The 24914-nt window shown below is 67.7% G+C and carries 24 protein-coding genes; 12 read left to right on the top strand and 12 right to left on the bottom strand.

Annotation, left to right across the window (positions count from 1 at the left end):
* The first annotated feature begins 218 nt into the window (after positions 1–218).
* On the top strand, positions 219–1001 hold the full coding sequence (locus ACZ5EF_RS20255) for a c-type cytochrome (protein WP_346060767.1): 783 nt from the start codon (positions 219–221) through the stop codon (positions 999–1001).
* Positions 1002–1075: 74 nt separating this feature from the next.
* On the opposite strand, the gene rep is transcribed toward ACZ5EF_RS20255, so the two are convergent.
* The 4 genes from rep to pyrE all read right to left on the bottom strand — a co-directional run bounded on the left by rep (position 1076) and on the right by pyrE (position 4981).
* Positions 1076–3124 carry a DNA helicase Rep gene (gene rep / locus ACZ5EF_RS20250; protein WP_346060768.1) on the bottom strand — a complete coding sequence of 683 codons (2049 nt, stop codon included), beginning with the start codon at positions 3122–3124 and terminating at the stop codon, positions 1076–1078.
* A gap of 3 nt (positions 3125–3127) precedes the next feature.
* Complete coding sequence (trmL, locus tag ACZ5EF_RS20245; RefSeq protein WP_346060769.1) at positions 3128–3628, bottom strand: tRNA (uridine(34)/cytosine(34)/5-carboxymethylaminomethyluridine(34)-2'-O)-methyltransferase TrmL; 501 nt, start codon at positions 3626–3628, stop codon at positions 3128–3130.
* Positions 3629–3714: 86 nt separating this feature from the next.
* Positions 3715–4275, bottom strand: a complete 561-nt coding sequence (locus tag ACZ5EF_RS20240) for a YfaZ family outer membrane protein (protein WP_346060770.1) — start codon at positions 4273–4275, stop codon at positions 3715–3717.
* Positions 4276–4309: 34 nt separating this feature from the next.
* The gene (pyrE, locus tag ACZ5EF_RS20235) at positions 4310–4981 is read right to left on the bottom strand and encodes an orotate phosphoribosyltransferase (RefSeq protein ID WP_346060771.1); all 672 of its coding nucleotides are present in this window, start codon (positions 4979–4981) and stop codon (positions 4310–4312) included.
* A 105-nt stretch (positions 4982–5086) separates the two neighbouring features.
* Here pyrE and ACZ5EF_RS20230 point away from each other — a divergent pair, with 105 nt between their 5' ends.
* A complete protein-coding gene (locus ACZ5EF_RS20230; RefSeq protein ID WP_346060772.1) occupies positions 5087–5854 on the top strand; it encodes an exodeoxyribonuclease III in 768 nt (255 codons plus the stop codon).
* Between the two features lie 92 nt (positions 5855–5946).
* Here the strand turns inward: ACZ5EF_RS20230 and rph are convergent, their stop codons facing one another.
* Positions 5947–6669 (bottom strand): ribonuclease PH, encoded by a 723-nt coding sequence (rph, locus tag ACZ5EF_RS20225; RefSeq protein ID WP_346060773.1) that lies wholly within the window; start codon positions 6667–6669, stop codon positions 5947–5949.
* A gap of 138 nt (positions 6670–6807) precedes the next feature.
* Here rph and ACZ5EF_RS20220 point away from each other — a divergent pair, with 138 nt between their 5' ends.
* The 5 genes from ACZ5EF_RS20220 (at position 6808) to glsB (ending at position 13668) form a co-directional block, all read left to right on the top strand.
* On the top strand, positions 6808–7671 hold the full coding sequence (locus ACZ5EF_RS20220; protein WP_346060774.1) for a YicC/YloC family endoribonuclease: 864 nt from the start codon (positions 6808–6810) through the stop codon (positions 7669–7671).
* 7 nt (positions 7672–7678) lie between these two features.
* Entirely contained in the window at positions 7679–9403 is a 1725-nt protein-coding gene (locus tag ACZ5EF_RS20215) for a transporter substrate-binding domain-containing protein (RefSeq protein ID WP_346060775.1), read from the top strand.
* Positions 9400–10827, top strand: coding sequence for a sigma-54-dependent transcriptional regulator (locus ACZ5EF_RS20210; RefSeq protein ID WP_346060776.1), 1428 nt, complete (start codon positions 9400–9402; stop codon positions 10825–10827). Before ACZ5EF_RS20215 ends, ACZ5EF_RS20210 begins: the two co-directional genes overlap by 4 nt.
* Positions 10828–11159: 332 nt before the next feature.
* Positions 11160–12620: an alanine/glycine:cation symporter family protein gene (locus tag ACZ5EF_RS20205; protein ID WP_346060777.1), complete on the top strand. Its 1461-nt coding sequence runs from the start codon at positions 11160–11162 to the stop codon at positions 12618–12620.
* Positions 12621–12678: 58 nt separating this feature from the next.
* Positions 12679–13668 (top strand): glutaminase B, encoded by a 990-nt coding sequence (gene glsB / locus ACZ5EF_RS20200; RefSeq protein ID WP_346060778.1) that lies wholly within the window; start codon positions 12679–12681, stop codon positions 13666–13668.
* An 81-nt stretch (positions 13669–13749) separates the two neighbouring features.
* Here the strand turns inward: glsB and ACZ5EF_RS20195 are convergent, their stop codons facing one another.
* From ACZ5EF_RS20195 to ACZ5EF_RS20185, 3 genes are all read right to left on the bottom strand, one after another.
* Complete coding sequence (locus ACZ5EF_RS20195; protein ID WP_346060779.1) at positions 13750–14553, bottom strand: helix-turn-helix transcriptional regulator; 804 nt, start codon at positions 14551–14553, stop codon at positions 13750–13752.
* A gap of 178 nt (positions 14554–14731) precedes the next feature.
* On the bottom strand, positions 14732–15964 hold the full coding sequence (eutH, locus tag ACZ5EF_RS20190) for an ethanolamine utilization protein EutH (protein WP_346060780.1): 1233 nt from the start codon (positions 15962–15964) through the stop codon (positions 14732–14734).
* A gap of 106 nt (positions 15965–16070) precedes the next feature.
* Positions 16071–16835 (bottom strand): SDR family NAD(P)-dependent oxidoreductase, encoded by a 765-nt coding sequence (locus tag ACZ5EF_RS20185; protein WP_346060781.1) that lies wholly within the window; start codon positions 16833–16835, stop codon positions 16071–16073.
* Between the two features lie 243 nt (positions 16836–17078).
* Here ACZ5EF_RS20185 and ACZ5EF_RS20180 point away from each other — a divergent pair, with 243 nt between their 5' ends.
* On the top strand, positions 17079–18281 hold the full coding sequence (locus ACZ5EF_RS20180; protein ID WP_346060782.1) for an MFS transporter: 1203 nt from the start codon (positions 17079–17081) through the stop codon (positions 18279–18281).
* A 219-nt stretch (positions 18282–18500) separates the two neighbouring features.
* On the opposite strand, the gene ACZ5EF_RS20175 is transcribed toward ACZ5EF_RS20180, so the two are convergent.
* The 4 genes from ACZ5EF_RS20175 to ACZ5EF_RS20160 are packed head-to-tail and all read right to left on the bottom strand — an operon-like array spanning position 18501 to position 21142.
* Positions 18501–19151, bottom strand: coding sequence for a hypothetical protein (locus ACZ5EF_RS20175; RefSeq protein ID WP_346060783.1), 651 nt, complete (start codon positions 19149–19151; stop codon positions 18501–18503).
* On the bottom strand, positions 19135–19530 hold the full coding sequence (locus ACZ5EF_RS20170) for a hypothetical protein (RefSeq protein ID WP_346060784.1): 396 nt from the start codon (positions 19528–19530) through the stop codon (positions 19135–19137). The genes ACZ5EF_RS20175 and ACZ5EF_RS20170 overlap by 17 nt, the downstream gene beginning before the upstream one ends.
* Complete coding sequence (locus ACZ5EF_RS20165) at positions 19527–20468, bottom strand: phosphatidate cytidylyltransferase (protein ID WP_346061134.1); 942 nt, start codon at positions 20466–20468, stop codon at positions 19527–19529. The genes ACZ5EF_RS20170 and ACZ5EF_RS20165 overlap by 4 nt, the downstream gene beginning before the upstream one ends.
* A 5-nt stretch (positions 20469–20473) precedes the next feature.
* On the bottom strand, positions 20474–21142 hold the full coding sequence (locus tag ACZ5EF_RS20160; RefSeq protein WP_346060785.1) for a lysophospholipid acyltransferase family protein: 669 nt from the start codon (positions 21140–21142) through the stop codon (positions 20474–20476).
* Positions 21143–21287: 145 nt separating this feature from the next.
* On the opposite strand from ACZ5EF_RS20160, the gene gmk reads away from it, so the two are divergent.
* The 4 genes from gmk (at position 21288) to ACZ5EF_RS20140 (ending at position 24896) form a co-directional block, all read left to right on the top strand.
* Complete coding sequence (gene gmk / locus ACZ5EF_RS20155) at positions 21288–21920, top strand: guanylate kinase (RefSeq protein WP_346060786.1); 633 nt, start codon at positions 21288–21290, stop codon at positions 21918–21920.
* Between the two features lie 64 nt (positions 21921–21984).
* Complete coding sequence (gene rpoZ, locus ACZ5EF_RS20150) at positions 21985–22239, top strand: DNA-directed RNA polymerase subunit omega (RefSeq protein ID WP_346060787.1); 255 nt, start codon at positions 21985–21987, stop codon at positions 22237–22239.
* Between the two features lie 50 nt (positions 22240–22289).
* Positions 22290–24428: a RelA/SpoT family protein gene (locus ACZ5EF_RS20145; RefSeq protein ID WP_346060788.1), complete on the top strand. Its 2139-nt coding sequence runs from the start codon at positions 22290–22292 to the stop codon at positions 24426–24428.
* Positions 24429–24506: 78 nt separating this feature from the next.
* Positions 24507–24896 (top strand): RidA family protein, encoded by a 390-nt coding sequence (locus tag ACZ5EF_RS20140; RefSeq protein WP_346060789.1) that lies wholly within the window; start codon positions 24507–24509, stop codon positions 24894–24896.
* The last annotated feature ends 18 nt before the right edge of the window (positions 24897–24914 follow it).

Raw genomic sequence — 24914 nt, 5'->3', positions numbered from 1 at the left:
ATGCCCGGCGCGGTGGCCAGGCGGTCGTCATCCTACCTTCCCCCCCGGCCGCTGTCCAGCCCGGCAATGCCCGAGGAAAAGGCCTCGAGAGGGAGCCTTGGGCGAATGGAGACGGATGACGCCATTTTCCTGGTTGCAGGGATGCCGGTATACTGTCCGCCACTTGCGCAGCGCGCGACCCGATTTCGAATAACAGTACCGTCGACGAGGTGGTGAGAGTGAAATCCAGCAAGCTGATGATGGGGTGCCTGGCCGCCCTGGGCCTCTCCGCAGGCCTGGCCATGACTGCACAGGCCCAGAGCGATAGTGAGCGCGAGGCGATCGCCGAGCGACTCAAGCCGGTGGGCGAACTGTGCCTGCAGGGCGAGGAGTGTGGCGTCGCCAGCGCGGCACCCAGCGGCGGTGGCGGCGGCGCCGTGGATGGCGCCGAGATCTATGGCAGCGTCTGCATGGCCTGCCACGACACCGGGGCCGCCGGCGCGCCCAAGCGTGGCGAGGCCGACGCCTGGGCGGCACGCCTCGATCAGGGCATCGAGACCCTCTACACCCACGCCCTCGATGGCTTCAACGGCATGCCGGCCCGGGGCGGCAACCCCAACCTTTCCGACGATGAGGTCAAGGCGGCGGTCAACCACCTGGTCGAGCCGGTCTATGACGGCGAGCTGCCGGAGATCGGCGGCGGGGAAGCCGTCGCCGAAGCAGACACCGACGACGCGGCGGCCGAGACCGCCGATGCCGCCGAGCAGAGCGGCAACGGCCTGGATGGCGAGGCCCTCTATGGCAGCAGCGGCTGCGCCGCCTGCCACGGAGCCGGCGTGGCCGGTGCCCCGGTGCTGGGCGACGCCGAGGCCTGGGGCCCGCGCATCGACCAGGGCATCGAGGCCCTCTACCAGAGCGCCCTCAACGGCAAGGGCGCCATGCCGCCCAAGGGCGGCAATGCCGGCCTGGCCGATGACGAAGTGACGGCCATCGTCGACTATATGGTCAGCCAGGCCCAGTAAGGCCGGCGGCTTATCGACGCAAGACGCAGGGGGCGCCACATGGCGCCCCCTTTGTCATTCTCGATCACGGGCCTTTAGCCCAATAAAGAGCGCAGCCCGGCGATGGCATCCTTGCCCCGGGCCTGCTTCTTGTCCGGGTCCTCCTTGTCGGCGCGGCCTTCCCACTCCAGGTCGTCGGCGGGCAGCTCGTCCAGGAAGCGGCTCGGCGTGCAGTCCATCAGCTCGCCATAGGCCTTGCGCTGGCGGGCCAGCGTCAGGGTCAGGGTCCGACGCGCCCGGGTGATGCCCACATAGGCCAGGCGCCGCTCCTCCTCCACGGTGCCCGCCTCGATGGCATTGCGATGGGGCAACAGCTCCTCCTCCCAGCCCATCAGGTAGACATGCGGGAACTCCAGGCCCTTGGAGGCGTGCATGGTCAGCAGCTGGACCCGGTCGGAGTCATCCTCCTCGGCCTGCTGCTCGAGGATATCGCGCAGCACCAGCCGCGAGATGGCCGCCTCCACGCCATCGGTCTCGGTCTCCTCCGAGGCGCTGCTCTCCTCCTCGCGGCCCATCGACTTCTCCAGCTGATCGATCAGGATCCAGACGTTGGCCATGCGCCGCTCGGCGATGGTCGGGGCGCTGGCGTTCTGATAAAGCCAGGCCTCGTAATCCATCTCGCGGATCATCTCGCGGATGGCGGCGATGGCATCGCCCCCATCCATGCGCCGGCGCACCGCCTCGATAAAGTGGGTGAAGCGTCCCAGGCGCTCCACGGCGCGGGCCGGCAGCAGCTCGGCCAGGCCCATTTCCTGACAGGCGGCGAACAGCGAGCCGCCCCGCTCGGTGGCGTAGTTGGCGAGCTTCTCCAGGGTCCCGGGGCCGATCTCCCGGCGCGGCACGTTGACGATGCGCAGGAAGGCGTTGTCGTCGGCGGGATTGATCAGCAGCCGCAGGTAGGCCATGGCGTCCTTGATCTCGTTGCGCGAGAAGAAGGAGGTGCCCCCGGAGAGCTTGTAGGGGATCTGGTAGTGCTGCAGCTTGAGCTCCAGCAGTCGGGCCTGGAAGTTGCCCCGGTAGAGCACCGCGAAGTCGCGCCACTCGGCGGACTCCTTGATGCGCCGGGTGAGGATCTCGCTGGCCACCCGCTCCGCCTCGGCCTCCTCGTGGCGGTTGACCACCACGCGGATCGGCTCCCCGGGCCCCATCTCCGACCACAGCGTCTTGTCGTAGACGTGGGGATTGTTGGCGATCAGGGTGTTGGCGGCGCGCAATATGGTGCCGGTGGAGCGGTAGTTCTGCTCCAGCTTGATCACCTGCAGCCGCGGGAAGTCCTCGCCGAGGGTCACCAGGTTCTCGGGCCGCGCGCCGCGCCAGGCGTAGATCGACTGGTCGTCGTCGCCCACCACGGTGAAGGTCTGGCGCTCGCCCATCAGCAGCTTGACCAGCAGGTACTGGCTGACGTTGGTGTCCTGGTACTCGTCCACCAGCATGTAGTGGATGCGCTTGCGCCAGCGCGCCAGGGCCTCCGGGTCGTCGCGCAGCAGCACCACCGGCAGCAGGATCAGGTCATCGAAGTCCACCGCGTTGTAGGCCTTGAGGTGGCGGTTGTAGGCCTCATAGACCCGGGCGGCGAACAGCTCGTCCTCGTCGGCGGCGTGGGACAGCGCCTGGCCCGGTAGGATCAGGTCGTTCTTCCAGTTGGAGATGGTGGCCTGAACCCGGTTGATCTGGTCGGCATCCACCTGGGCGTCCTTGTTCATCAGGTCGCGCAGCAGCGCCTTGGCATCGTCCGGGTCGAACAGCGAGAAGCCCGCCTTGTAGCCGAGGGTCTTGAGCTCGCTGCGGATAATGGTCAGGCCCAGGGTGTGGAAGGTGGAGACGGTGAGGCCGTGGCCCTCCTTGCCCTTGAGCATCTGGCCGACCCGCTCCTTCATCTCCCGGGCGGCCTTGTTGGTGAAGGTCACCGCGGCGATGCGCCGGGCGCTCATGCCGCACTCCTGCACCAGGTAGGCGATCTTGGTGGTGATCACGCTGGTCTTGCCGGAGCCGGCCCCGGCCAGCACCAGGCAGGGGCCGTCGATATAGCGCACCGCCTCCCGCTGGCGGGGGTTGAGCTTGGCCAGCCGTTGCTGAATCGACATCACTTACTCCTTGGGGCCGCCGGACGGCTCGGCCCCGGCTAGACTAGCCCCGGGAAAGCCCAGCTGGCGCCAGGCCTCATAGACCAGTACCGCGCAGGCATTGGAGAGGTTGAGGCTGCGGCTGTCCGCGCGCATGGGAATGCGCAGCCGCTGACACTCGGGCAGGGCCTCCAGCAGCGCCTGGGGCAGGCCGCGGGTCTCGGGGCCGAACACCAGGGCGTCGCCTTCCCGGTAGCGGGGCTCGTGGTAACCGGTACCGCCGCGGGTGGAAACCGCGAAGAGCCGCTCCGGCGCCACCGCTTCGAGGAAGGCCTCCCAGCCGGGATGCACCCGCACCCGCGCCCACTCGTGGTAGTCGAGACCGGCGCGGCGCAGCCGCTTGTCGTCCAGCACGAAGCCCAGCGGCTCGATCAGGTGCAACCGGAAGCCGGTGTTGGCGCACAGGCGGATCAGGTTGCCGGTGTTGGGCGGGATCTCGGGCTGGTAGAGCACCACATCAAGCATAAGCGCTTCCTGAAACGATCATCGGCCAAACGCGCTCGGGCCCCATGACGGGGCCCGAGGCAACGACGGCTGGCGACGGGAGGGGATCAGAAGACCAGCCGCACGCCGCCGTGCACGCCGCTGTCGAGGGTCCGGGTGCCGATGCCGGGGTGATCGAAGTCGGCCCGGAAGCGGCGGTAGCCCAGGTAGGCGTCCACATTGGCGGTCACCGCATAGCGGGCCCGCACCCCGTACTCGACGGCATCGTCCAGGTCGCCATTGCTGACCACGCCGGGGGTATAGAAGCCATAGCCGCCCAGGGAGACCGCCGGCGCCTGGGGCAGGTAGGCATAGCCGTAGCCGCCCAGGCTCAGGCCGCCGCCGTCGCCGAAGTCGCTGTCCACCTGGGTCCAGCGGGCGCCGACGGCGATCTCGTAATCGCGGGTTCGTTCCACGCCGAGCAGCTGGCCGTGCCAGGCGGTGGCATCGCCGCGGTAGTCGCTGTCCAGCACGCCGGCGCCCAACTGAATGCCGGGGGTCACCTCGACATTGGTCTCGAACTGCACCGCATCGCCGCTCAGGTTAAGGTCCAGGCTGGCGGCCTGGCACAGGGAGCCGGCGGCCAGCGCCAGGGCGCCGGCGACCCACAGGGAAGGGATCATTTTCATGGGAGACTCGTTTTCCTTGCTTGCCGAGGCCGTGTCAGTCGGCCTGAATTCCGTAACGGGCCCGGTAGTCGCGAATCGCCGCGGCGTGAGCCTTGAGCTCCTCGCCGGCGTGCTCCTCCAGGTACTGAAGCACCAGGTCGAGGGTGACGATGCTCACCACCGGCATGCCGTAGCGCTCCTGCACTTCCTGGATGGCGCTTTGGCTCTTCGTTTCACCGTCGGCCTTCCCGCGCTCCTGGCGATCCAGGGCGATCACCACCCCGGCGGCCTTGGCGCCGGCGGCATCGATCAACTGCATCACCTCGCCGATGGCGGTGCCGGCGGTGATAACGTCGTCGATGATCAGGATGCGACCCGCCAGGTCGGCGCCGACGATATTGCCGCCCTCGCCGTGATCCTTGGCCTCCTTGCGATTGAAGGCGAAGGGGGTATCGCGGTCATGGCCGTCGGCCAGGGCCACGGCGGTGGTGGCGGCCAGGGGAATGCCCTTGTAGGCCGGGCCGAAGAGCACGTCGAAGTCGATGCCGCTGTCGGCGATGGCCTGGGCATAGCAGCGCCCCAGGCGCGCCAGGGCCGCGCCGCTCTTGAACAGGCCGGCATTGAAGAAGTAGGGGCTGACCCGCCCGGACTTGAGGGTGAACTCGCCGAAGCGCAGGACGCCCTGCTGGATGGCGAACTCGATGAATTCTCGCTGATATGGCTGCATGCTGTCCGCCACGCTTCCCCCTATCATGGTTAATCGGTACGGGCCATTTACCCAAACGTCGAAACGTCAGGTATCATACACGCGCGACGGTAAAGGGACTATGTGATGAAGATCGCGACCATTAATGTGAACGGCATCCGCGAGGCGGTGAGCCGCGGCTTCCTGGATTGGCTGGCCAATCAGGACGCCGATGTCGTTTGCGTGCAGAACCTGAAGACCAAGAGTTTCGAGCTCGACGATAGCATCCTCTACCCGGAAGGCTACGAGGGCTATTTCCTGGACGCCGAGGAGGATGGCTTCTCCGGCGTGGGGATCTATTGCCGCAAGATCCCCAAGGCGATCATGTACGGCCTGGGTTTCCCCCAGTGCGACAATGAGGCGCGCTTCCTGCAGGCCGACTACGATCGCTTCAGCATCGTCAGCTTCCTGATGCCCGACGGCAGCGACCCCCAGGCCAAGCAGGCCTTTATGGAGCAGTACCAGGAGTACCTGGCCAAGATGGCCCGCAAGCGCCGCGAGTACATCATCTGCGGCACCTGGCACATCGCCCACAAGACCATCGACCTGGAGAACTGGGCCGATAATCAGACCACCCCGGGCTTCAAGCCCGAGGAGCGGGCCTGGATGGATCAGCTGTTCGGTCCCACCGGCTTTATCGACACCTTCCGCGAGATCAACCGCGACGCCGGCGAGTACACCTGGTGGCCCAGGCTCGACCAGGAGGTGCCGCGCTCCCGCCAGGAGGGCTGGCGCCTCGACTACCAGGTGGTGGGCCCCAACTTCCGCCGCCATGTGGTCGACGCCTGGATCGACCACGACGCCACCTTCTCGGAGTTCGCGCCGCTGATCGTGGAATATGACCTGACGCTGTGACCCAGGCCTCCGTCGCCGCCCCTCTGGGGCCTCATCACGCCGGCTGACTCAGCCGGCGTGATGCGTTTCAGCGGTCGCCTGTCTGGCCGGAATCAGTCGCGAATGCCCAGGGCCTCGCGCTGGCGGGCGAACAGGGTCGCCCCCGCGCCTTCGGCCAGCTCCAGCATGGCGTTGAGCTCGGCGCGGCTGAACTGGCCCGCCTCGGCGGTGCCCTGCACCTCGATCAGGCCGCCCCCTTCGGTCATCACCACGTTCATGTCGGTATCGGCGGCGCTGTCCTCCGGGTAGTCCAGGTCCACCACCGGCTGGCCCTTGAACAGCCCCACCGAGATGGAGCCCACCAGTTGATGGAAGGGGTCGGACTTGATCAGCTTCTTGCGCTGCAGGTAGCGGATGGCGTCCACCAGGGCCACGCAGCCGCCGGTGATGGAGGCGGTGCGGGTGCCGCCATCGGCCTGGATGACATCGCAGTCCACGGTGATGGTGAATTCGCCGAGCTTCTTCAGGTTCACCGCGGCACGCAGCGAGCGGCCGATCAGCCGCTGGATCTCCAGGGTACGGCCGCCCTGCTTGCCCCGGGCCGCCTCGCGACCGCTCCGGGTGTGGGTGGCCCGGGGCAGCATGCCGTACTCGGCGGTGACCCAGCCCTGGCCCTTGCCGCGCAGCCAGCGCGGTACCCCGGCCTCGACGCTGGCGTTGCACAGCACCTTGGTGTCGCCGAACTCCACCAGCACCGAGCCCTCGGCGTGGCGGGTGTAGTCGCGGGTCAGGCGAATCTCGCGGGGCTGGTCGGGCTGTCGTCCGCTGGGGCGCATAGAACCTCTCATCTTCGGGTGAAATCTCTGGGCCGAGCCATGCCAACGACAATGGCCCTGGAACCTCTGGCAGGGCGGTCATTCTACACCCTTAATCGGTTACACTGTCGCCCCCTGCGCCCGCCATCAGGAGTTCCCATGGTTCACAGCATGACCGCCTTCACCCGGCTGAGCCGGGACGCCAACTGGGGTAGCCTGCAGCTGGAGCTGCGCTCCGTGAACCAGCGCTACCTGGAACCCCATTTCCGCCTTCCCGACAGCCTCCGCGACCTGGAGCCGGCCTTCCGCGAGACCCTGCGCCGCCGTCTGGCCCGGGGCAAGGTGGAGTGCAGCCTGCGCTTCGAGCCCGCCGGCGAGGGCGAGGCGCTGACTATCAACCGTCAACGCCTCGCCGCCCTGAGCTTCGCCCTGCAGCAGGTCCGCGCCGAGATTCCCGATGCCCCCATGCCGAACGCCCTGGCGCTGCTCGATCACCCCGGCGTCGTCGAGGCCGCCGACCCGGACCTGGAGGCGATCAAGGCCGAGGCCGGCGCCCTCTTCGCCGCGGCGGTGGACGACCTGATCGAAGGCCGCGCCCGGGAGGGCGCCAAGCTGGCCGAGCTGATCCGCGACCGCCTGGCCGGCATTCGCCAGCAGGTCACCACGGTGCGCGGCCTGCTGCCGGCGATCCTCGAGCGTCAGCGCCACCAGCTCCAGGAACGCCTGGCCGCCCTCCAGGCCGAGCTCGACCCCCAGCGCCTGGAGGCGGAGATCGCCCTGCTGGCCCAGAAGGCCGACGTGGACGAGGAGCTCGACCGCCTGGAGACCCACGTGGCCGAGGTGGAGCGCCAGCTGACCCAGAAGGGCCCCGTCGGCCGCCGCCTCGACTTCCTGATGCAGGAACTCAACCGCGAGGCCAACACCCTCTCCTCCAAGTCGGTGGTGGCCGAGAGCACCCGCTGCGCCGTGGAGCTCAAGGTGCTGATCGAGCAGATGCGCGAGCAGATCCAGAACATCGAGTGACCCCGGTATGATCGCCCTCCCGCGCCTCGCCACCCACCACCTCCTGCCGCTGCTGCTGGCACTGCTCGCCGTGCTGCCGGCGGCGGCCCGGGGGCAGGCCGGCGAGGCCGAGTCGGTGATCGTGGTGGGCGGGGATCGCTACCATCCGCCCTACGAGTTCCTCGACGACGAAGGCCAGCCAGCCGGCTACAACGTCGAGCTGACCCGGGCCATCGCCGAGGTGATGGGGCTCGAGGTGCGCATCGAGCTGGCGACCTGGAGCGAGGTGCGTCGCGGCCTGGAGAGCGGCGAGATCGATATCCTCCAGGGCATGTCCTATTCCGAGGCGCGTACCGAGGCCTTCGACTTCGCCCCGCCCCATGCCATCGTCCACCAGTCGATCTTCGCTCGCCGCGGCACGCCCCCGGTGGAGAGCCTCGAGGCCCTGCGCGGCCAGGAGGTGATCGTCCAGCGCGGCGATATCATGCATGACTTCCTGCTCGAGCAGGACCTGGATATCCACCCGATCACCACCGATACCCATGCCGACGCCCTGCGCTCCCTGGCCGCCGGCCAGCACGACTACGCCCTGGTGGCCAACCTGCCGGCGCTCTACCTGAGCCGCGAGCTCGGGCTGACCAACCTGGAGCCGGTGGCCCGGCCCTTCTCGCTGCGCTACGGCTATGCGGTGCAGCGCGGCAACGCCGACCTGCTGGCCCAGTTCAGCGAGGGGCTCGCCATCCTCAAGAACACCGGCCGCCACCAGGCGATCTATGATCGCTGGCTCGGTCCCCTGGAGCAGGCCGAGGGCATTCCCTGGAAGCGCATCGGCCTGGTCGGCGCCGTGCTCTCCGGCCTGTTGCTGCTGGTGCTGGGCGGCATCGTGGTCTGGAACCGCATGCTCAAGCGCCAGGTCGCCGCCCACACCGAGGAGCTGCGCCAGCGCCAGCAGCAGCTGATCCAGGCCGACAAGATGACCTCCCTGGGCATCCTGGTCTCCGGCGTGGCCCACGAGATCAACAACCCCAGCGGCCTGCTGCTGCTCAACCTGCCGGTGCTGCGCGACGCCTACGACGACGCCCGGCCGATCCTCGAGGCCCACTATCGGGAGCACGGCGACTTCACCTTCGGCGGCCTGCCCTATTCGCGGATGCGCGACGAGATCCCGCCCATGCTCGACGAGATGCTCGAGGGCACCCAGCGCATCAAGCGCATCGTCGGCGACCTCAAGGACTTCGCCCGCCAGGACAGTCGCGACCTGGATGACGCCCTGGACCTCAACCAGGTGGTGCGCACCGCCACGCGCCTGGTGGACAACTCGATCCGCCAGGCCACCGACCGCTTCGCGACCCACTATGCCCCGGACCTGCCCGCGGTGCGCGGCAATACCCAGCGCATCGAACAGGTGGTGATCAACCTGGTCCTGAATGCCTGCCAGGCCCTGGAACATCGCGACCAGGGCATTCGCCTGAGCACCCGGCATGACGCCGCCGGGCGCCGGGTGATCCTGGAGGTGGCGGACCAGGGCCGCGGCATCCCCGCCGAGGCCCTGAACCGCCTGACCGACCCCTTCTTCACCACCCGCCGGGAGTGCGGCGGCACCGGCCTGGGCCTCTCGGTCTCCGCCGGCATCGTCCATGAGCATGGCGGCGAGCTGGCCTTCGCCTCCCGGCCGGGGGAGGGCACCACCGTGACCCTGTCGCTGCCGGTGGGGGATCCTCCGCCGAGTACGAGCCAGAGGAAGCGCCCATGACCGAGAATCGCTACCCCGACTTCGGCGTCCTGCTGGTGGACGACGAGCCCTCCTACCTGCGTGGCCTGAGCATCGCCCTGGAACGCGCCGGCATCACCCATCTGCAGCGCTGCGAGGACCCGCGCCGGGTCATGGAGATCCTGGCCCGGGAGCCGATCGGCCTGGTGACCCTCGACCTGACCATGCCCCACCTCTCCGGGGAGGAACTGCTGGCACGGATCGTCGAGGAGCACCCGGACGTCGGGGTCATCGTCATCAGCGGCATGAACCAGGTGGAGACCGCCGTCGACTGCATCAAGAACGGCGCCTTCGACTACTTCGTCAAGACCGACGAGCAGCGCCGCCTGATCGAGGGCATCAAGCGCGCCATTCGCCTCCAGGAGCTGAAGCTCGAGAACCAGGCGCTACGCCAGCGCTTCCTCGACGATACCCTGGAGCATCCCGAGGCCTTCGCACCGATCATCACCGCCGACAAGGGCATGCGCGCGGTCTTCCAGTACCTGGAGTCGGTGGCGCCGAGCCGCCAGCCGCTGCTGATCTGCGGCGAGAGCGGCGTCGGCAAGGAGCTGGTGGCCCGCGCCGTGCATCGCCTCAGCGGCCGCCCCGGTCCGCTGGTCAGCGTCAATGTGGCGGGGCTCGACGACAACGTCTTCGCCGACACCCTGTTCGGCCACCAGCGCGGCGCCTTCACCGGCGCCGACCAGGCCCGCGCCGGCATGATCGAGCAGGCCGCCGAGGGCACCCTCTTCCTCGACGAGATCGGCGACCTCAGCCTGGCCTCCCAGGTGAAGCTGCTGCGGCTGCTCCAGGAGGGCGAGTACTATCCGCTGGGCAGCGACCGTCCCAAGCGCCTGAACGCCCGCATCGTGGTGGCCACCCACCGCGACCTGCACGCCAAGCAGCAGGCCGGCGACTTCCGCAAGGACCTCTACTACCGGCTGCGCACCCACCAGGTGCTGATTCCTCCCCTGCGGCGGCGCAAGCCGGACCTGCCCCTGCTGCTCGATCACTTCCTGGCCGAGGCCGCCGAGGAGCTGGGCAAGTCGGTGCCGAGCTATCCACCGGAACTGCCGGTGCTGCTGGCCAACTACGACTTCCCCGGCAATGTCCGCGAACTGCGCGCCATGGCCTTCGACGCCATGAGCCTGCACCGCAGCCGCATGCTCTCCATGGAGGTGTTCAAGCGTGCCATCCGGCCGGCCTCGGAAGAGACGGCGGCGGCCCCTATGGCCCTGGAGCGCCCCGTCTTCGCCCCCGATGAAGCGCTGCCCACCCTGCATGAGGTGGCCGACCTGCTGGTGACGGAGGCAATGCGCCGCGCCGAGGGCAACCAGTCCCTCGCCGCGCGCCTGCTGGGCATCTCCCAGCCGGCGCTGAGCAAGCGACTCAAGCGGCGCCGCCAGGGCGATGGCGACCCCCTATAACCCCCGGCCACTTATAACCTGGGTTATAACTCCTTTAAGCGCTTTATTTTCAGATAGTTGCAGAAACTCCCGGCACTACCCAGGACGTCGGGTTATACCCCTTCCCCCGCCTCCCCGTCCCGCCAGACCATCAAAAATACTTTTTAATACAGAAGGTTATAAACAGTTCGGCGACTTGGCACGCGACTTGCTGATAACAGGATGGCTTCCTCGACGAAGCCCTGACATTCCGAGCAAGAGGTTCGACCCACCATGCCAATAACAACGTCCCCGATCGCCCGGCCGGCGATCGCCTGCCCGACGCCCCTCACCCTCATCGCCGGAGGTGCCCCATGCTGGATCTGATCAATGACCTCCTCTGGGGCAAGGTGCTGATCGCCCTGCTGATTGCGGTCGGTATCGGCTTCACCCTGCTGTCGCGCTTCGTGCAGTTCCGCTATTTCGGCCGCATGTTCCGCATCCTCGGCGCCGGCCACGCCTTCAAGCGTAATGCCCATGGCCACCTCAGCTCCTTCCAGGCCCTGCTGCTCTCGGTGGCCGGCCGCGTCGGCGGTGGCAATATCGCCGGGGTGGCGGTGGCCATCACCCTGGGCGGCCCCGGCGCCATCTTCTGGATGTGGGTGGTGGGCCTGATGGGCATGGCCACCAGCTTCCTCGAGTGCACCCTGGCCCAGGCCTACAAGACCGCCGAGCCCGACGGCACCTACCGCGGCGGCCCGGCCTACTACATCTCCCGGGGCCTGGGCAGTCGCTGGACCTGGCTCGCCGCCCTCTACTCGATCCTGCTGCTGGTGACCTTCGGCTTCGGCTTCACCGCCCTGCAGTCCTACGCCGTGGCCACCTCCTTCGGCGACGCCTTCGGCATCCCGGTGCACTACACCGGCATCGCCCTGGCCGTGCTGGTGGGGCTGATCATCTTCGGCGGCGTCAAGCGCATCGCCCGAGTCACCGAGGTGCTGGTGCCGATCATGGCCGTCGGCTACCTGGTGATCGCCATCGCGGTATTGGCCCTCAACGTGGCCCTGATTCCCGACGCCATCCTGCTGATCGTGCACAGCGCCTTCGGCCTGGAGCAGGCGGTCGGTGGCGGCATCGGCGCCGCCATCCTGATGGGCGTCAAGCGCGGCCTGTTCTCCAACGAGGCCGGCCTGGGCAGCGCCCCCAACGTCGCCGCGGTGGCCTATGTGCCGCACCCGGTCAATCAGGGCATCGTGCAGTCCTTCTCGGTGTTTATCGACACCCTGATCATCTGCTCCGCCACCGCCTTTATCATCCTGCTCAGCGGCGCCTACGACCCCGCCCTGGGCGCCGGCGTCGATGGCGTGGCCCTGACCCAGGCCGCCCTCGCCGATCATGTGGGCGAGTGGGGACGCAGCTTCGTCAGCATCGCCCTGCTGCTGTTCGGCTTCAGCACCATCCTCTACAACTACTACCTGGGCGAGAACAGCCTCAACTTCCTCAGCCGCCACAATCGCCTGCTGTTCAATGCCTTCCGCATCGCCGTCATCGGCCTGTGCGCCTGGGGGGCGACCACCAACCTGGGCACCGTCTTCGCCTTCGCCGATGTGACCATGGGCTTCCTGGCGCTGGCCAACCTGATCGCCCTGATCCTGCTGATCAAGCCGGGGCTGCGTTTCATGCGCGACTTCGATGAGCAGCTGGGCGCCGGCGTGAAACGGCCGACCTTCGCGGCGGAGAAGTTCGCCGACCTGGATATCGACCCGGAGGCCTGGGCCCTCGAACCGGAGGATCGCCAGCCGGCCGCCGCGCCCTCCCCCGCCACCCCCCAGTAGTCGGTAACGAGGGGCCCGGCGCCCGCCGGGCCCTCTCTTCTTCGAGGACACCCTCTCCATGAATGCCACTCTCTCCGCGTCGAGGCCCCGCCCCGGCGCGTCGTCGTCCCTGCAGGCCTGGGTGGAATCCATCGAACGCCGGGCTCGCAGCCGGCTCGGCGGCGGCCGGGTCGCCGACTATATTCCGGCCCTGGCCACCCAGCCTGCCGATCGCCTGGGCATCGCCCTGTGCACCCGGGACGGCGACCTCTATACCGCCGGCGATGCCGAGGAGCCCTTCTCGATCCAGAGCCTCTCCAAGGTGCTGCTGCTGAGCCTGGCCCTGCGCAGCCATGGGGATGCGCTCTGGCAGCGCGTCGGGCTCAATCCCTCGGGCATGCCCTTCAACTCCCTGATGCAGCTGGAGAGCGAGCGGGGCAAACCGCGCAACCCCTTTATCAATGCCGGCGCCATCGTGGTCACCGATCACCTGGTCAGTGCCTATGCCACCCCGGTGAAGCACCTCCAGGACATCGCCCGGCATCTCTCCGGCAATCCCGCGGTGCGGATCGACCGGGAGGTCCTCGCCTCCGAATGGCAGCACCGCGCCCGCAACGCCGCCGCGGCCTACCTGATGAAGGCCTTCGGCAACCTGAACAATGAGGTGGATGCGGTGCTGGAGACCTATTTCGCCGGCTGCGCCCTGCGCATGAGCTGCCGCGATCTCGCCATCGCCTTCAATTACCTCGCCGCGGACGGCGTGACACAGGCCGGCGGCCAGCCCTTTATCCCGCCCGCCATGGCCCAGCGCATCAATGCCCTGATGTTTACCTCGGGCATGTATGACGCCGCCGGCGACTTCGCCTACCGGGTGGGCCTGCCGGCCAAGAGCGGCGTCGGCGGCGGCATCGTCGCCATCGTCCCCGGCGAGCTGTCGATCTGCGTCTGGTCACCGGCCCTCGATACCAGCGGCAATTCGGTGGCGGGCCAATATGCCCTGGAGCTGATCGCGGAGGGGCTGAGTCACCTCCGCCGGGGCACCCCCGGAGCCGCGGTTCGGACGTCCTGATCGCCGGTCGCGCCCGGGAGGGCGCCAAGCTGGCCGAGCCGATCCAGAGTACCGAGTAGCCATCGGGCGAGGCTTGAGTGATCAGGCCGAACGGGCGAGATAATCGATAAACAGGCGAAACAGTTCGGATTGGCTGGATATCGCAAGCTTCTGGTAGATATTGTGTTTGTGCACACGAACGGTGCCTTCCGATATCTTCATTTGCTCGGCGATGGCGCCATTGCTATGCCCCTGAAGGATGAACTTCGTCACGAATCGCTGCGTTTCCGTGAGCTGGCCGGGCAGGATGTCGAGGAAGGCATCCTCGATCAGCTCCTCTCTCTGCCTGGAAGAGCGGCAGTACGATTCGAGCCGGAGGTGGAAGTGCGACTCGAGGGCGGCGCTCAGGATCGGTGCCCAGGCCTCCAGCGATCGCATCTCCCCCACCTCGAACGCCCCCCGTTCCAGGCTGCGCATCAGCGAGTAGACCAGCGCCACCCTGGGCTTCAGCGGCACGATAAAGCCGATCTCCTCGATACGCGTGCCATGGATGGACGACACGCAGGGGTGTGAATCCGCGGAAATCGCGAACCCCGAGGAGAAGAAGCTATCCGGCGCCAGGTCCGTCATGCGCCAGAGGCCGCCGGGGTGATCGTTCATGCAGGCCACATAGAAAGGGTCGAGCAGATAGCCCCCTCGTGCGTAGGCACTCAGGGTCGGGCTCGGCACCAAGTCGTTGTAGCCGTTATGCACCAGCAGCGGAGCGACGTTGAACTGGAACAGGTAGAGGCAGCTCATGTCGAACTCCACGCGCTGCCTCAACACCGCATCCAGCCTGGCCCCCAGGCACTCCGTCCCTATCGCTCCGATGATGTCGGCGGCATGTCGCGAATCACGGATTTTCATGTCGGCTCTTGTTCGTGGCGGCCCCCGAAGAGCGGCCCGCTCGACGGCTGGCAGCACACCGGCTGCCTGGCCCCGACTATCGCCATTCCGAAGCCGGCACGCAACCAAGGGCCCTCCGCTAAACGGCAAGACCCGGAGGCCCAAGGCCCCCGGATTCCGTGCAAGAGCCCCGCTCCGGTCAGGACATTCTGGCGGCGGGCAGCCCTTCCGGCGCCTGCTTGTCCTGATCCTCCATGGCAAGCGCCCGGGGCACGGCCAGCCATAGGGCCAGCGCCATGCCAATCACTCCGCCCAGCAGCTTGCCGGCCACCATGGGCAGGATGATCGAAGGCTGGAAGTTGGCGGAATAGGCCAGGTGGTCACCGAAAGTAAAGGCCGCGCTGACCGCAAAGGCGATCACCAGCACCTTGTCCTTGGCCGGCATTTCGGCCACCAGTCGGAACATGGCAAGCACATTGGCGGATGCGGCCAGGATACCCGCCGCACCGACGGGCGAGAGACCGACGCTTCCGGCCACCTTCTCGATCGGCTTCGACAGGAAGCGCTTGATCAGATAGACCATCGGGAAGGCACCGCACAACATGATGCCCACGTAGCCCGCGATCTCCAGGGCCCGGAACTGATCCTCGGCATCCGCGATGATCGGATCGAACCCCCAGCTACCGAACGTCGAGCTGAAGAAGCCGGTGAAATACTCGACGATCGAGGCCACCAATATCAGGGTGACGGAGGCATACATGAGCCGTCCCAGGGCGAGGAACAAGCTGACCATCAGGTTGGGCAGGAATCGCAGGGCGGCGGCCAGGACGGCACAGAACAGGATCAGGGGCAGAATGTTGTGCAGGATCACCGGCAGACTCAGGTCCACTACCTGGGAAGCCGCCCCCGTGGTAGCGATATCGGGCCGGATGCCGATCCCCATGGCCTCGATAAACAGGGCGATGAGCGCGATGCTGATCGGCACGCTGAGCAGGCCGGCCATGATGCCTAGCGCCATGTACTTGTGATCCGCCTTGTGCAGCATGGCCAGGCCGACGGGGATCACGAAGATGATCGTCGAGCCGGACTGGAAGCCAGTAATCAGCGCAATGATCCAGCCTTCCGGGCTCAACGCCAGTGCCTGGGCGAGCTGATATCCCCCCAGGTCCGAGGCGATAAGGGCCGTACCGGCGATGCCGGGGTCCGCGCCGATGGCGGCGAACAAGGGGCCCACCCAGTAGCCGATGAAGTTGGAAATGAAAGGGATGGCGGCCATGATGCCGGCGACGGGAATGAAGATAGGGCCGATACTGTGGATACCGGCATTAAACTCCTGACCCAGTTCGGAGTCCGGATTGTAGATCGACGCCACGGCGCCAACGATCGCACACATCATAATGATGTAAATAACGACAGTGCCTATGTGTTCCATTAACTGTCTCCGCTGGTTATTAGGATTATCAGCGCTGTAATCACACTGGCCCGGGCCATGCCCACCTCGGTGTGGCCTGTCACGGCCCGAGCGCTACGCTCCGGCCTCAGAGGGCGGTATAGCCATTGTCCACGAACAGGTGGGTACCGTTGACGAAGCTGGCGTCATCACTGGCCAGGAACAGGGCCGCCGACGCGACTTCCGAGGGATCACACAGGCGGCCCTGCATGCTCTTCATCGCTTCCTCGGAGACATCCACGCCGTGCTTCTGCAACAGGTCGATTTCCCGGTGGCCATGGTCGGTGCCGATGAAACCGGGGCAGATGGCGTTGCTGCGGATGCCCCGATCGCGGTACTCGACCGAAATGGCACGGGCGAACATGTGGCAGGCGCCCTTGGTCGTGCAGTAGAGCACCTCCATCGGGGTCCCGACGACGCCAGAGATGGAGGAGGTGCAGATGATGCTGCCGCCGCCCGCGGCGATCATACCCGGCAGGACGGCCTGGGTGGTCAGGAACATCCCCTTGACGTTGATGTTCATCAGGCGGTCCCAGTCGGCTTCCCGAGTCTCCAGGAAGGGGCCGGCGGCGATGGTGCCGGCATGGTTCATCAACACGGTGATGGCGCCGAAATGCGCTTCGGCCCGAGCGACCGCCTGGTTGACCTGCTCGGCATTGGAGACATCGGCCGGCACGAAGCAGGCCGCGCCCCCCGCATCATTGATGCCGGCGGCGACATGCTCTCCGTCGCTGGTCGGCAGATCGAGAATGGCGACCCTGGCCCCTTCCCGCGCAAAGAGTTCGGCGGCGGCCCGGCCGCAGCCTCCCGCACCGCCGGTGATCAAGGCGACCTTGTTCGTCAGGCGTCCCATGGCTTCCTCGCGATTGCTGGTTGTTGTTGGGTTCGGGAGTGCCCGAACGCCATGCCAAACTATTTCGCGGCCACGGGGCTGTCCATATACGAGAATGTATAGTGCCGGGCGCCCGTCCGGCGTGCTTGGCCTGCCGCCCCCGGCAGAAACGTTTCGCCTCCTAACAGCCTTTGCCTTATACTTTCGTATTATTACTACACGACCCCGGCCCCCGCCGGGGTCGCTCGCTTTTCTGGAGGCCCCATGACGTCACCTTCCCCTTCCGGCGCCACGGCGCGCAGTCCCCGACTGGCCGAGTTCGCCCTGGCGCTGGGCGGCTTCGGTATCGGTACCAGCGAGTTCGTGATCATGGGCCTGATGCCGCGGGTCGCCGCCGACCTGCAGGTGGCCACCGCCGACGTGGGCTATGCCATCTCCAGTTATGCCCTGGGCGTGGTGGTCGGCGCCCCGCTGATCGCCGCCCTGGCCGCCCGGGTGCCGCGTCGCCTGCTGCTGATCCTGCTGATGCTGGTGTTCGCCGTCGGCAATATCGCCAGCGCCCTGGCCACCGCCTTCTGGCCCTTCGTCGGCCTGCGCTTCCTGGCCGGCCTGCCCCATGGCGCCTACTTCGGCGTTGCCGCCCTGGTGGCCGCGGCGGCGGTGCCCATCGACCAGCGCGCCCGGGCCATCGCCCGGGTGATGCTGGGGCTGACCGGGGCCATCGTGGTGGGCGCGCCCCTGGCCACCTGGGCCGGCCAGTGGCTGGGCTGGCCCAGCGCCTTTATCGGCGTCGGCGGGATCGCCCTGACCACCGCGCTGCTGATTCGCCTCTGGGTCCCGTCCCAGCCCCGTGACGCCCAGGCCAGTCCACGCCGCGAGCTCGGCGCCCTGGTCAAGCGGCAAGTGCTGGTCACCCTGGGCATCGCCAGTATCGGCTTCGGCGGCATGTTCGCGGTGTTCAGCTATGTGGTGCCGACCCTGGCCAGCCAGGCCGGCATGCGCGAATCGGTGGGCCCCTGGGCGCTGGCGATCTTCGGCATCGGCGGCATCCTCGGCAACCTGGTCGGCGCCCGGCTCGCCGACCGCCACCTGATGAAGGCGATTCCGCGCATCCTGGTGTGGTGTCTCCTGGTGCAGGGGGGCTTCTATTTCGCCGCCAACCATCTGGTCACCGGGCTGCTGTTCGTCGGCCTGGTGGGCACCAGCATGGCCCTGGGGCCGGCGCTGCAGACCCGGCTGATGGACGTGGCCGGCGACGCCCAGACCATGGCCGCCTCGATGAACCACGCCGCCTTCAACTGCGCCAATGCCCTGGGCGCCTGGCTGGCCGCGGTGACCATCAAGGCCGGCGCGGTGTGGTCCGCCTCCGGGCTGGTGGGGGCCGGCCTGGCCGCCGGTGGCCTGGGGGTCTTCCTGGCCGGCCAGTACCTGGAACGCCGCCGGCCCGCACGGCCGCTGGCGAGCTGAGCGTGACTCCCGGTAAGCCGCGCCCAACGCCGGACGCGGCCGCTCGCAGACTGAGCCTTACTCGCGGGGCGCCGCACCCAACGCCAGACGCGGCCGCTCGCAGACTGAGCCTTACTCGCGGGGCGCCGCACCCAACGCCAGACGCGGCCGCTCGCAGACTGAGCCTTACTCGCGGGGCGCCGCACCCAACGCCAGACGCGGCCGCTGGCGACCTGAGCCTTACTCCCGGGGCGCCGCACCCAACGCCAGGCGCAGCCGCCGCCCACGCCGCCAGGCGGTGATCAGGCTGCCCAGGGCGATCACCCAGAGGGCCACGATCAAGAGGCCATCGCGGCCCTCCCATAGCGGCGCGGCCAGGGTCAGCAGGGTCGCCCCGGTGAGCAGTGCCATGCGCTGCGGCTTGGCCATGGGGCCGGAGAAGTCGGCGGGTCGACCACAGGCCTGGCCGAAGGCCCGCACATAGGCGGTCAGCATGGCCATGGCCGCCGCCGCCCAGCCCAGCGCGGGGGCGCCGACGGCATAGCCGACGGCGACCAGGATCAGGGTATCCGAGACCCGGTCCGGCACCTCGTTCCAGAAGACGCCCTCGGCGGACGCCTTGCCGGATTCGATGGCCAGCATGCCGTCGAACAGATTGCACAGCAGGCGCCCCTGGCAGCCCAGGATCGCCACCACCAGCCACAGGCCCCGCGCCACGCCGTCGCCCTGACCGGCCAGCAGGTAGGCCCCGGCGGCCAGGGCCGCGGCCAGCATGCTGAGCTGCGAGACCCTGTCGGGGGTCAGGGAGGTCGCCGCCAGCCGGCGCGTTACCGCTTGGGCCCAGCCGCTGTCGCGGCTGGCCAGGGGGCGTCGGTCACCGCTCGTCGCCATGTCGTGTCCTCCTCGTGCGCCAGAGCGTCAGGTTATAGAGCGTCACATAGCTGCCGGAGACCAGCAGCGGTACGGCGATGGTCGCCAGCAGCGCCGGGGTACCGGCCAGCCGATGCAGCACCACCAACACGCTGGCGGAGCCGGCCAGCGCCACCGCCGGCGGCAACCACAGCGCCAAGTGCCCGACGCTGCGGGCGGCAATCCACTCCACCACCCGCTTCAGGTAAAAGGTCAGGCAGGCCGAGAGCGCACCCTGCAGCAGTGCCGCCTGCTGCGGCTCGGGTGTCGGGTGGGCGCGGTTGGCCCACCAGGCCCAGGCCCCCATGGCCAGGAAGGCGAAGGCCAGGTGCACGGGGGTGCTGGCGGCCCAGCGCCTCATGCCACCGACCAGAAGTAGCGCACCAGGTGGAAGAAGATCGGCGCCGAGAACACCACCGAGTCGAGCCGATCGATAAAGCCGCCATGGCCCTCGATCAGGTGCCCCCAGTCCTTGATGCCGCGATCGCGCTTGATCGCCGACATGACCAGCCCGCCGAAGAAGCCCATCAGGGCGATCAGCAGCGCCAGGCCCGCCGCCTGCCCGGGGGAGAAGGGCGTCATCCAGGCCAGGCCGGCGCCGACCAGGGTGGCACTGGCCACCCCGCCGACGAAGCCCTCGACGGTCTTGGAGGGCGACAGCCGGGGCGCGATCTTGCGCCGCCCCAGCAGCTTGCCCCACACGTACTGCAGCACATCGCTGAGCTGGACCACCACGATCAGGAAGGCGATCAACAGCACGTTACGCCCTTCGTAGCCGGGAATCTCCAGGCTCAGCAGGGCCGGAACATGGGAGACGCAGAACACGCAGATCATCAGCGCCCACTGGACCTCGGCGACCCGCTCCAGGAAACCGCGGCTGTCGCCGCGCAGGGTGGCGAGGATCGGCAGCAGCAGGAAGGCATAGACCGGAATAAAGATCGAGTAGACCCCATACCACTCGATCCAGATCAGGTAATACTGCGCCGGCACCACCACGAAGAAGGCCACGGCCAGTGCCCAGTGGTCGGCGCGGCGCGCATTGACCAGGGTGATGAACTCGCGCAGCGCCGAGAAGGAGGCGAAAGCGAACAGGATCACCACGCCGGTCTTGCCCCCCAGGAAGGCCAGGCCCATCAGCGCCACCATGACCCACCAGGCGCGGATGCGCTGATTGAGGTTCTCGATGACCGCGTTGTCGCCGCGTGGCGAATAGCGGCGCTGCAGCCCATAGCCGACCAGCGAGGCCACCACCAGCAGGGCGCCGATAGCGCCGAGCAGTACGATCAGGTCCGGATGCATGGGAGTCACGACTCGCCCTCCTCGTCGTCGCGCGGGGCGGCGGGGTCGAGGGCCGCCAGGGCCGCGGCCGCCCGCGCCAGGAAGGCCGCCTTGTCCTCGTCGGGCGCGAGGGTCAGCGGGGCACCGAAGGTCACCGTACAGATCAGCGGGATCGGCACGATCTCGCCCTTGGGCAATACCCGGTTGAGGTTGGCGATCCACACCGGCACCAGCTCCACCTCCGGGCAGGCGCGGGCGAGGTGGTAGAGGCCGCTCTTGAAGGGCTGCAGGGGCCCCCGGGAGGCGTTGCGGGTGCCCTCGGGAAACAGGATCAGCGAGCTGCCCTGCGCCAGCGCCTCGCGCATGATGGCCACCGGGTCCTGGCGACGGGCCTCGGGGCGGCGATCGATCAACACCCCGTCGAAGACATCGCGGATCAGCCAGCGTCGCAGCGGGGAGCACAGCCAGTAGTCGGCCCCGGCCACCGGCCGGACACGGCGCCGCAGCGATGGGGGCAGCACCGTCCAGATCAGGATGAAGTCGCCATGGCTGGCATGATTGGCATAATAGATGCGCTGGCGGCGCCGCGGCTCGACGCCGTCCCAGATGGGGCGCACGGCGGTGATGAAGCGGGCCACGCAGCGCACCAGGGTCGCCACCGCCCGCGCCAACATCACTCGGAATCTCCCTTCCATGGGCTCGTCTCCTCCGCCCCGCCTCGTCCGGGGCTCAAGGGCTTATCATGGCAGCTGGTCCAACGGATGAGAAGCGCGGCAGAATATGCCATACTGCGCGCCTTTTTTCCGTCTCCCGTCCGCTGTCGAACAGGACCCCTCGGCCATGTCCCAAGGTACCCTCTTTATCGTTTCCGCTCCCTCCGGCGCCGGCAAGACCAGCCTGGTACGCGAGCTGATCGAGCGCCTCGACGGCATCGAGGTGAGCGTTTCCCATACCACTCGGCCCAGGCGGCCCGGCGAGGTCGACGGCGTCAACTACCACTTCGTGGACCAGCCCGCCTTCGAGGCGATGATCGCGCGTGGCGACTTCGTCGAGCACGCCCGGGTCTTCGACAACTACTACGGCACCTCGCGTCCGGCGGTGCAGGCGCGCCTGGCCGCCGGCCAGGACGTGATCCTGGAGATCGACTGGCAGGGCGCCCGCCAGGTCCGCCAGCAGTTCCCGGAGGCCCCGTCGGTGTTTATCCTGCCCCCCTCCCGGGCGGCCCTGGAGCAGCGCCTCACCGGCCGCGGCACCGACGACGCCGCGGTGATCGCCCGGCGCATGCACGATGCCATCAGCGAAATGTCTCACTATGACGAGTACGATCATGTGATCATCAATGATGACTTCGCCGTGGCCCTGGACGAGCTGTGCGCCCTGGTGGTGGCCGGCCGCACCCGGTTGGCGCGGGTCCGCGATAGCCAGGGACCCTTGATCGAGGCGCTCTTGTCACAGGATCATGGGGTCGAGTAGACTTTTTTGTCCCCCCGAATACACGCCGTGCACACGCCGGCAGTGCAACATCAGGATACCGTTCATGGCGCGAGTTACCGTTGAAGATTGTCTGGATCACGTGGAAAACCGTTTCAAGCTGGTGATGATTTCCACCCAGCGCGCCCGTCAGCTGGCCCGCGGCTCCCGTGATGCCCTGCTGCCCTGGGACAACGACAAGCCTACCGTGATGGCGCTGCGCGAGATTGCCGCCGGCAAGATCGACGACCAGGTGCTCAATGAGCCGGTGGAGGCTCCGGTACGGCCGCGGCCGGAGGCGGAAGCAGGCTTCGGCGAGTAACGGTCCCGCCGTCTCTCGCCCCTTCCCCTTCGCAGCAATAAGGCGCGCCCATGTTTACCATCGACGACCTGGCCGACCGCCTCGGCAGCTATCTGCCCGCCGAGGAGATCCAGCAGGTCAAGCGCGCCTTCTATTACGCCGAGCAGGCCCATGACGGCCAGCGCCGCCGTTCCGGCGAACCCTATGTGACCCACCCCCTGGCCGTGGCCAATATCCTCGCCAATATGCATATGGACCATCAGAGCCTGATGGCCGCCATGCTGCATGACGTCATCGAGGATACCGGCGTGCCCAAGGACGCCCTGGCCGCCCAGTTCGGCGAGCCGGTGGCGGAACTCGTCGACGGCGTCTCCAAGCTGACCCAGATCGCCTTCGAGGACAAGGCGGTGGCCCAGGCGGAGAACTTCCAGAAGATGGTGCTGGCGATGTCCCGGGATATCCGGGTGATCATCGTCAAGCTCGCCGACCGCCTGCACAACATGCGCACCCTGGGCGCCCTGCGCCCGGAGAAGAAGCGCCGCATCGCCCGCGAGACCCTGGAGATCTACGCCCGCATCGCCAGCCGCCTGGGCATCAACACCATCCGCGTGGAGCTGGAGGACCTCTCCTTCCAGGCCATCTACCCGATGCGCGCCGAGCGCATCAAGCGGGCGGTGAGCAAGGCCCGGGGCCATCGCCGCTCGGCGATTCGCCAGCTGCAGACCAGCCTCCAGCAGTGCCTGGACGACGAGGGGCTGTCCGGCAACGTGGTGGGGCGCCAGAAGCACCTGCTCTCCATCTACCGCAAGATGCGCGATCAGCAGAAGTCCTTCGCCGAGATCATGGACGTCTTCGGCTTCCGCATCATCACCGACAGCGTCGACAGCTGCTACCGCATCCTCGGCGTGGTGCACAACCTCTACAAGCCGGTACCGGGGCGCTTCAAGGACTATATCGCCATCCCCAAGGCCAACGGCTACCAGAGCCTGCATACCACCCTGTTCGGTGCCGGCGGCATGCCCATCGAGGTGCAGATCCGTACCCGCGAGATGGAGGCCATGGCCAACAACGGCATCGCCGCCCACTGGCTCTACAAGGCCGGCCAGACCGACCATCCCATCGCCGAGGGCAGCCACGCCCGGGCCCGCCAGTGGGTCAAGGGGCTGCTGGAGATGCAGCGTCACGCCGGGGACTCGCTGGAATTCATCGAGCACGTCAAGAACGACCTCTTCCCCGACGATATCTACGTCTTCACCCCCAAGGGCGACATCATGGAACTGCCCCAGGGGGCCACGGTGATCGACTTCGCCTACAGCGTGCACACCGATATCGGCAACAGCTGCATCGCCTGTCGCATCGATCGCCACCTGGCGCCGCTCTCCACCCGGTTGGAGAGCGGCCAGACCCTGGAGATCATCACCGCCCCGGGGGCCAAGCCCAATACCACCTGGCTCTCCTTCGTGATCACCGCCAAGGCGCGCTCGGCGATCCGCCATGCCCTCAAGTATCAGCAGCATACCGAGTCGGTCCAGCTGGGGCGGCGCCTGCTCAACAAGGCCCTGGCGGATTTCGAGACCAGCCTGGAAGAGCTGCCGGAGGGGCACCTGGCCGCCCAACTGGAGGCGCTGTCGGTCAACCACGAAGACGAGCTGCTGGAGTCCATCGGCCTCGGCACCCGCATGGCCTATGCGGTGGCCCGGCGCCTGGTGGAGGCGCTACCGGAGGGCCGGGAGGCGCCGCGCACCCCCAGCTCTTCGCAGGGCGACAGCCCGGTGGTGATCAGCGGCGCCGAGGGCATGGTGATCAAGTTCGCGCGCTGCTGTCACCCGCTGCCCGGCGACCCGGTGCTGGGCCACCTCTCGGTGGGCAAGGGCATCGTGGTGCACCGCGCCGACTGCCGCAACCTGAATGACCTCAAGGGGGATCCGGAGAAGCTCTTCCCCCTGGAGTGGTCGGAGACCATCACCGAGGACTTCCCGGTGGCGCTGCGCATCGAGATGGAGACCCGTCGCGGCCTGGTGGCGGAGCTGGCCAGCCTGGTCACCGATGCCGATGCCAATATCGAGCGCATCGGCATCGAGGAGCGCGATGCCCGCCTGGCCATCGTCAACCTGACCCTGGCGGTGCACGACCGTATCCACCTGGCGCGCATCATCAAGCGTATCCGCAACCTGCCCCAGGTGGGTCGCGTCGGCCGCGTCCGCAACTGAGCCCCGAATCCGGCCCCGCCGCCTGCACCGGGCGGCGGGGCCCACTTTTTCCCACACAACCACAGCGAGGACACCCCCATGAGCAACAAGGCCGTCATCAATACCGACAAGGCGCCCGCCGCTATCGGCCCCTACTCCCAGGCCATCAAGGCCGGCAACACCGTCTATATGTCCGGCCAGATCCCCCTGGACCCGGCCACCATGGAACTGGTCTCCGATGACTTCGAGGCCCAGGCTCGCCAGGTCTTCACCAACCTCAAGGCGGTCTGCGAGGAAGCCGCCGGCTCCCTGGGCGAGATCGTCAAGATCAACCTCTACCTGGTGGACCTGGACAACTTCGCCATCGTCAACAAGGTGATGGAGGAGTTCTTCGGCGCCCCCTTCCCGGCCCGCGCCGCGGTCGGCGTCAAGGCCCTGCCCAAGGGCAGCCAGGTGGAGGCCGAGGCGGTGATGGTGATCGGCGACTGAGCCGACCCGAGGCGTCCC

The organism is Bisbaumannia salifodinae, from assembly GCF_055388505.1.
Note: the sequence above shows the minus strand (reverse complement) of the source record. Positions and strands in the feature narration are given on the sequence as shown.

Excerpts from the sequence above, each read along its gene's own strand:
- rep (WP_346060768.1), bottom strand. The coding sequence starts at position 3,124 with ATGTCGATTCAGCAACGGCTGGCCAAGCTCAACCCCCGCCAGCGGGAG.
- trmL (WP_346060769.1), bottom strand. The coding sequence starts at position 3,628 with ATGCTTGATGTGGTGCTCTACCAGCCCGAGATCCCGCCCAACACCGGC.
- ACZ5EF_RS20240 (WP_346060770.1), bottom strand. The coding sequence starts at position 4,275 with ATGAAAATGATCCCTTCCCTGTGGGTCGCCGGCGCCCTGGCGCTGGCC.
- pyrE (WP_346060771.1), bottom strand. The coding sequence starts at position 4,981 with ATGCAGCCATATCAGCGAGAATTCATCGAGTTCGCCATCCAGCAGGGC.
- ACZ5EF_RS20230 (WP_346060772.1), top strand. The coding sequence starts at position 5,087 with ATGAAGATCGCGACCATTAATGTGAACGGCATCCGCGAGGCGGTGAGC.
- rph (WP_346060773.1), bottom strand. The coding sequence starts at position 6,669 with ATGCGCCCCAGCGGACGACAGCCCGACCAGCCCCGCGAGATTCGCCTG.
- ACZ5EF_RS20220 (WP_346060774.1), top strand. The coding sequence starts at position 6,808 with ATGGTTCACAGCATGACCGCCTTCACCCGGCTGAGCCGGGACGCCAAC.
- ACZ5EF_RS20215 (WP_346060775.1), top strand. The coding sequence starts at position 7,679 with ATGATCGCCCTCCCGCGCCTCGCCACCCACCACCTCCTGCCGCTGCTG.
- ACZ5EF_RS20210 (WP_346060776.1), top strand. The coding sequence starts at position 9,400 with ATGACCGAGAATCGCTACCCCGACTTCGGCGTCCTGCTGGTGGACGAC.
- ACZ5EF_RS20205 (WP_346060777.1), top strand. The coding sequence starts at position 11,160 with ATGCTGGATCTGATCAATGACCTCCTCTGGGGCAAGGTGCTGATCGCC.
- glsB (WP_346060778.1), top strand. The coding sequence starts at position 12,679 with ATGAATGCCACTCTCTCCGCGTCGAGGCCCCGCCCCGGCGCGTCGTCG.
- ACZ5EF_RS20195 (WP_346060779.1), bottom strand. The coding sequence starts at position 14,553 with ATGAAAATCCGTGATTCGCGACATGCCGCCGACATCATCGGAGCGATA.
- eutH (WP_346060780.1), bottom strand. The coding sequence starts at position 15,964 with ATGGAACACATAGGCACTGTCGTTATTTACATCATTATGATGTGTGCG.
- ACZ5EF_RS20185 (WP_346060781.1), bottom strand. The coding sequence starts at position 16,835 with ATGGGACGCCTGACGAACAAGGTCGCCTTGATCACCGGCGGTGCGGGA.
- ACZ5EF_RS20180 (WP_346060782.1), top strand. The coding sequence starts at position 17,079 with ATGACGTCACCTTCCCCTTCCGGCGCCACGGCGCGCAGTCCCCGACTG.
- ACZ5EF_RS20175 (WP_346060783.1), bottom strand. The coding sequence starts at position 19,151 with ATGGCGACGAGCGGTGACCGACGCCCCCTGGCCAGCCGCGACAGCGGC.
- ACZ5EF_RS20170 (WP_346060784.1), bottom strand. The coding sequence starts at position 19,530 with ATGAGGCGCTGGGCCGCCAGCACCCCCGTGCACCTGGCCTTCGCCTTC.
- ACZ5EF_RS20165 (WP_346061134.1), bottom strand. The coding sequence starts at position 20,468 with ATGCATCCGGACCTGATCGTACTGCTCGGCGCTATCGGCGCCCTGCTG.
- ACZ5EF_RS20160 (WP_346060785.1), bottom strand. The coding sequence starts at position 21,142 with ATGGAAGGGAGATTCCGAGTGATGTTGGCGCGGGCGGTGGCGACCCTG.
- gmk (WP_346060786.1), top strand. The coding sequence starts at position 21,288 with ATGTCCCAAGGTACCCTCTTTATCGTTTCCGCTCCCTCCGGCGCCGGC.
- rpoZ (WP_346060787.1), top strand. The coding sequence starts at position 21,985 with ATGGCGCGAGTTACCGTTGAAGATTGTCTGGATCACGTGGAAAACCGT.
- ACZ5EF_RS20145 (WP_346060788.1), top strand. The coding sequence starts at position 22,290 with ATGTTTACCATCGACGACCTGGCCGACCGCCTCGGCAGCTATCTGCCC.
- ACZ5EF_RS20140 (WP_346060789.1), top strand. The coding sequence starts at position 24,507 with ATGAGCAACAAGGCCGTCATCAATACCGACAAGGCGCCCGCCGCTATC.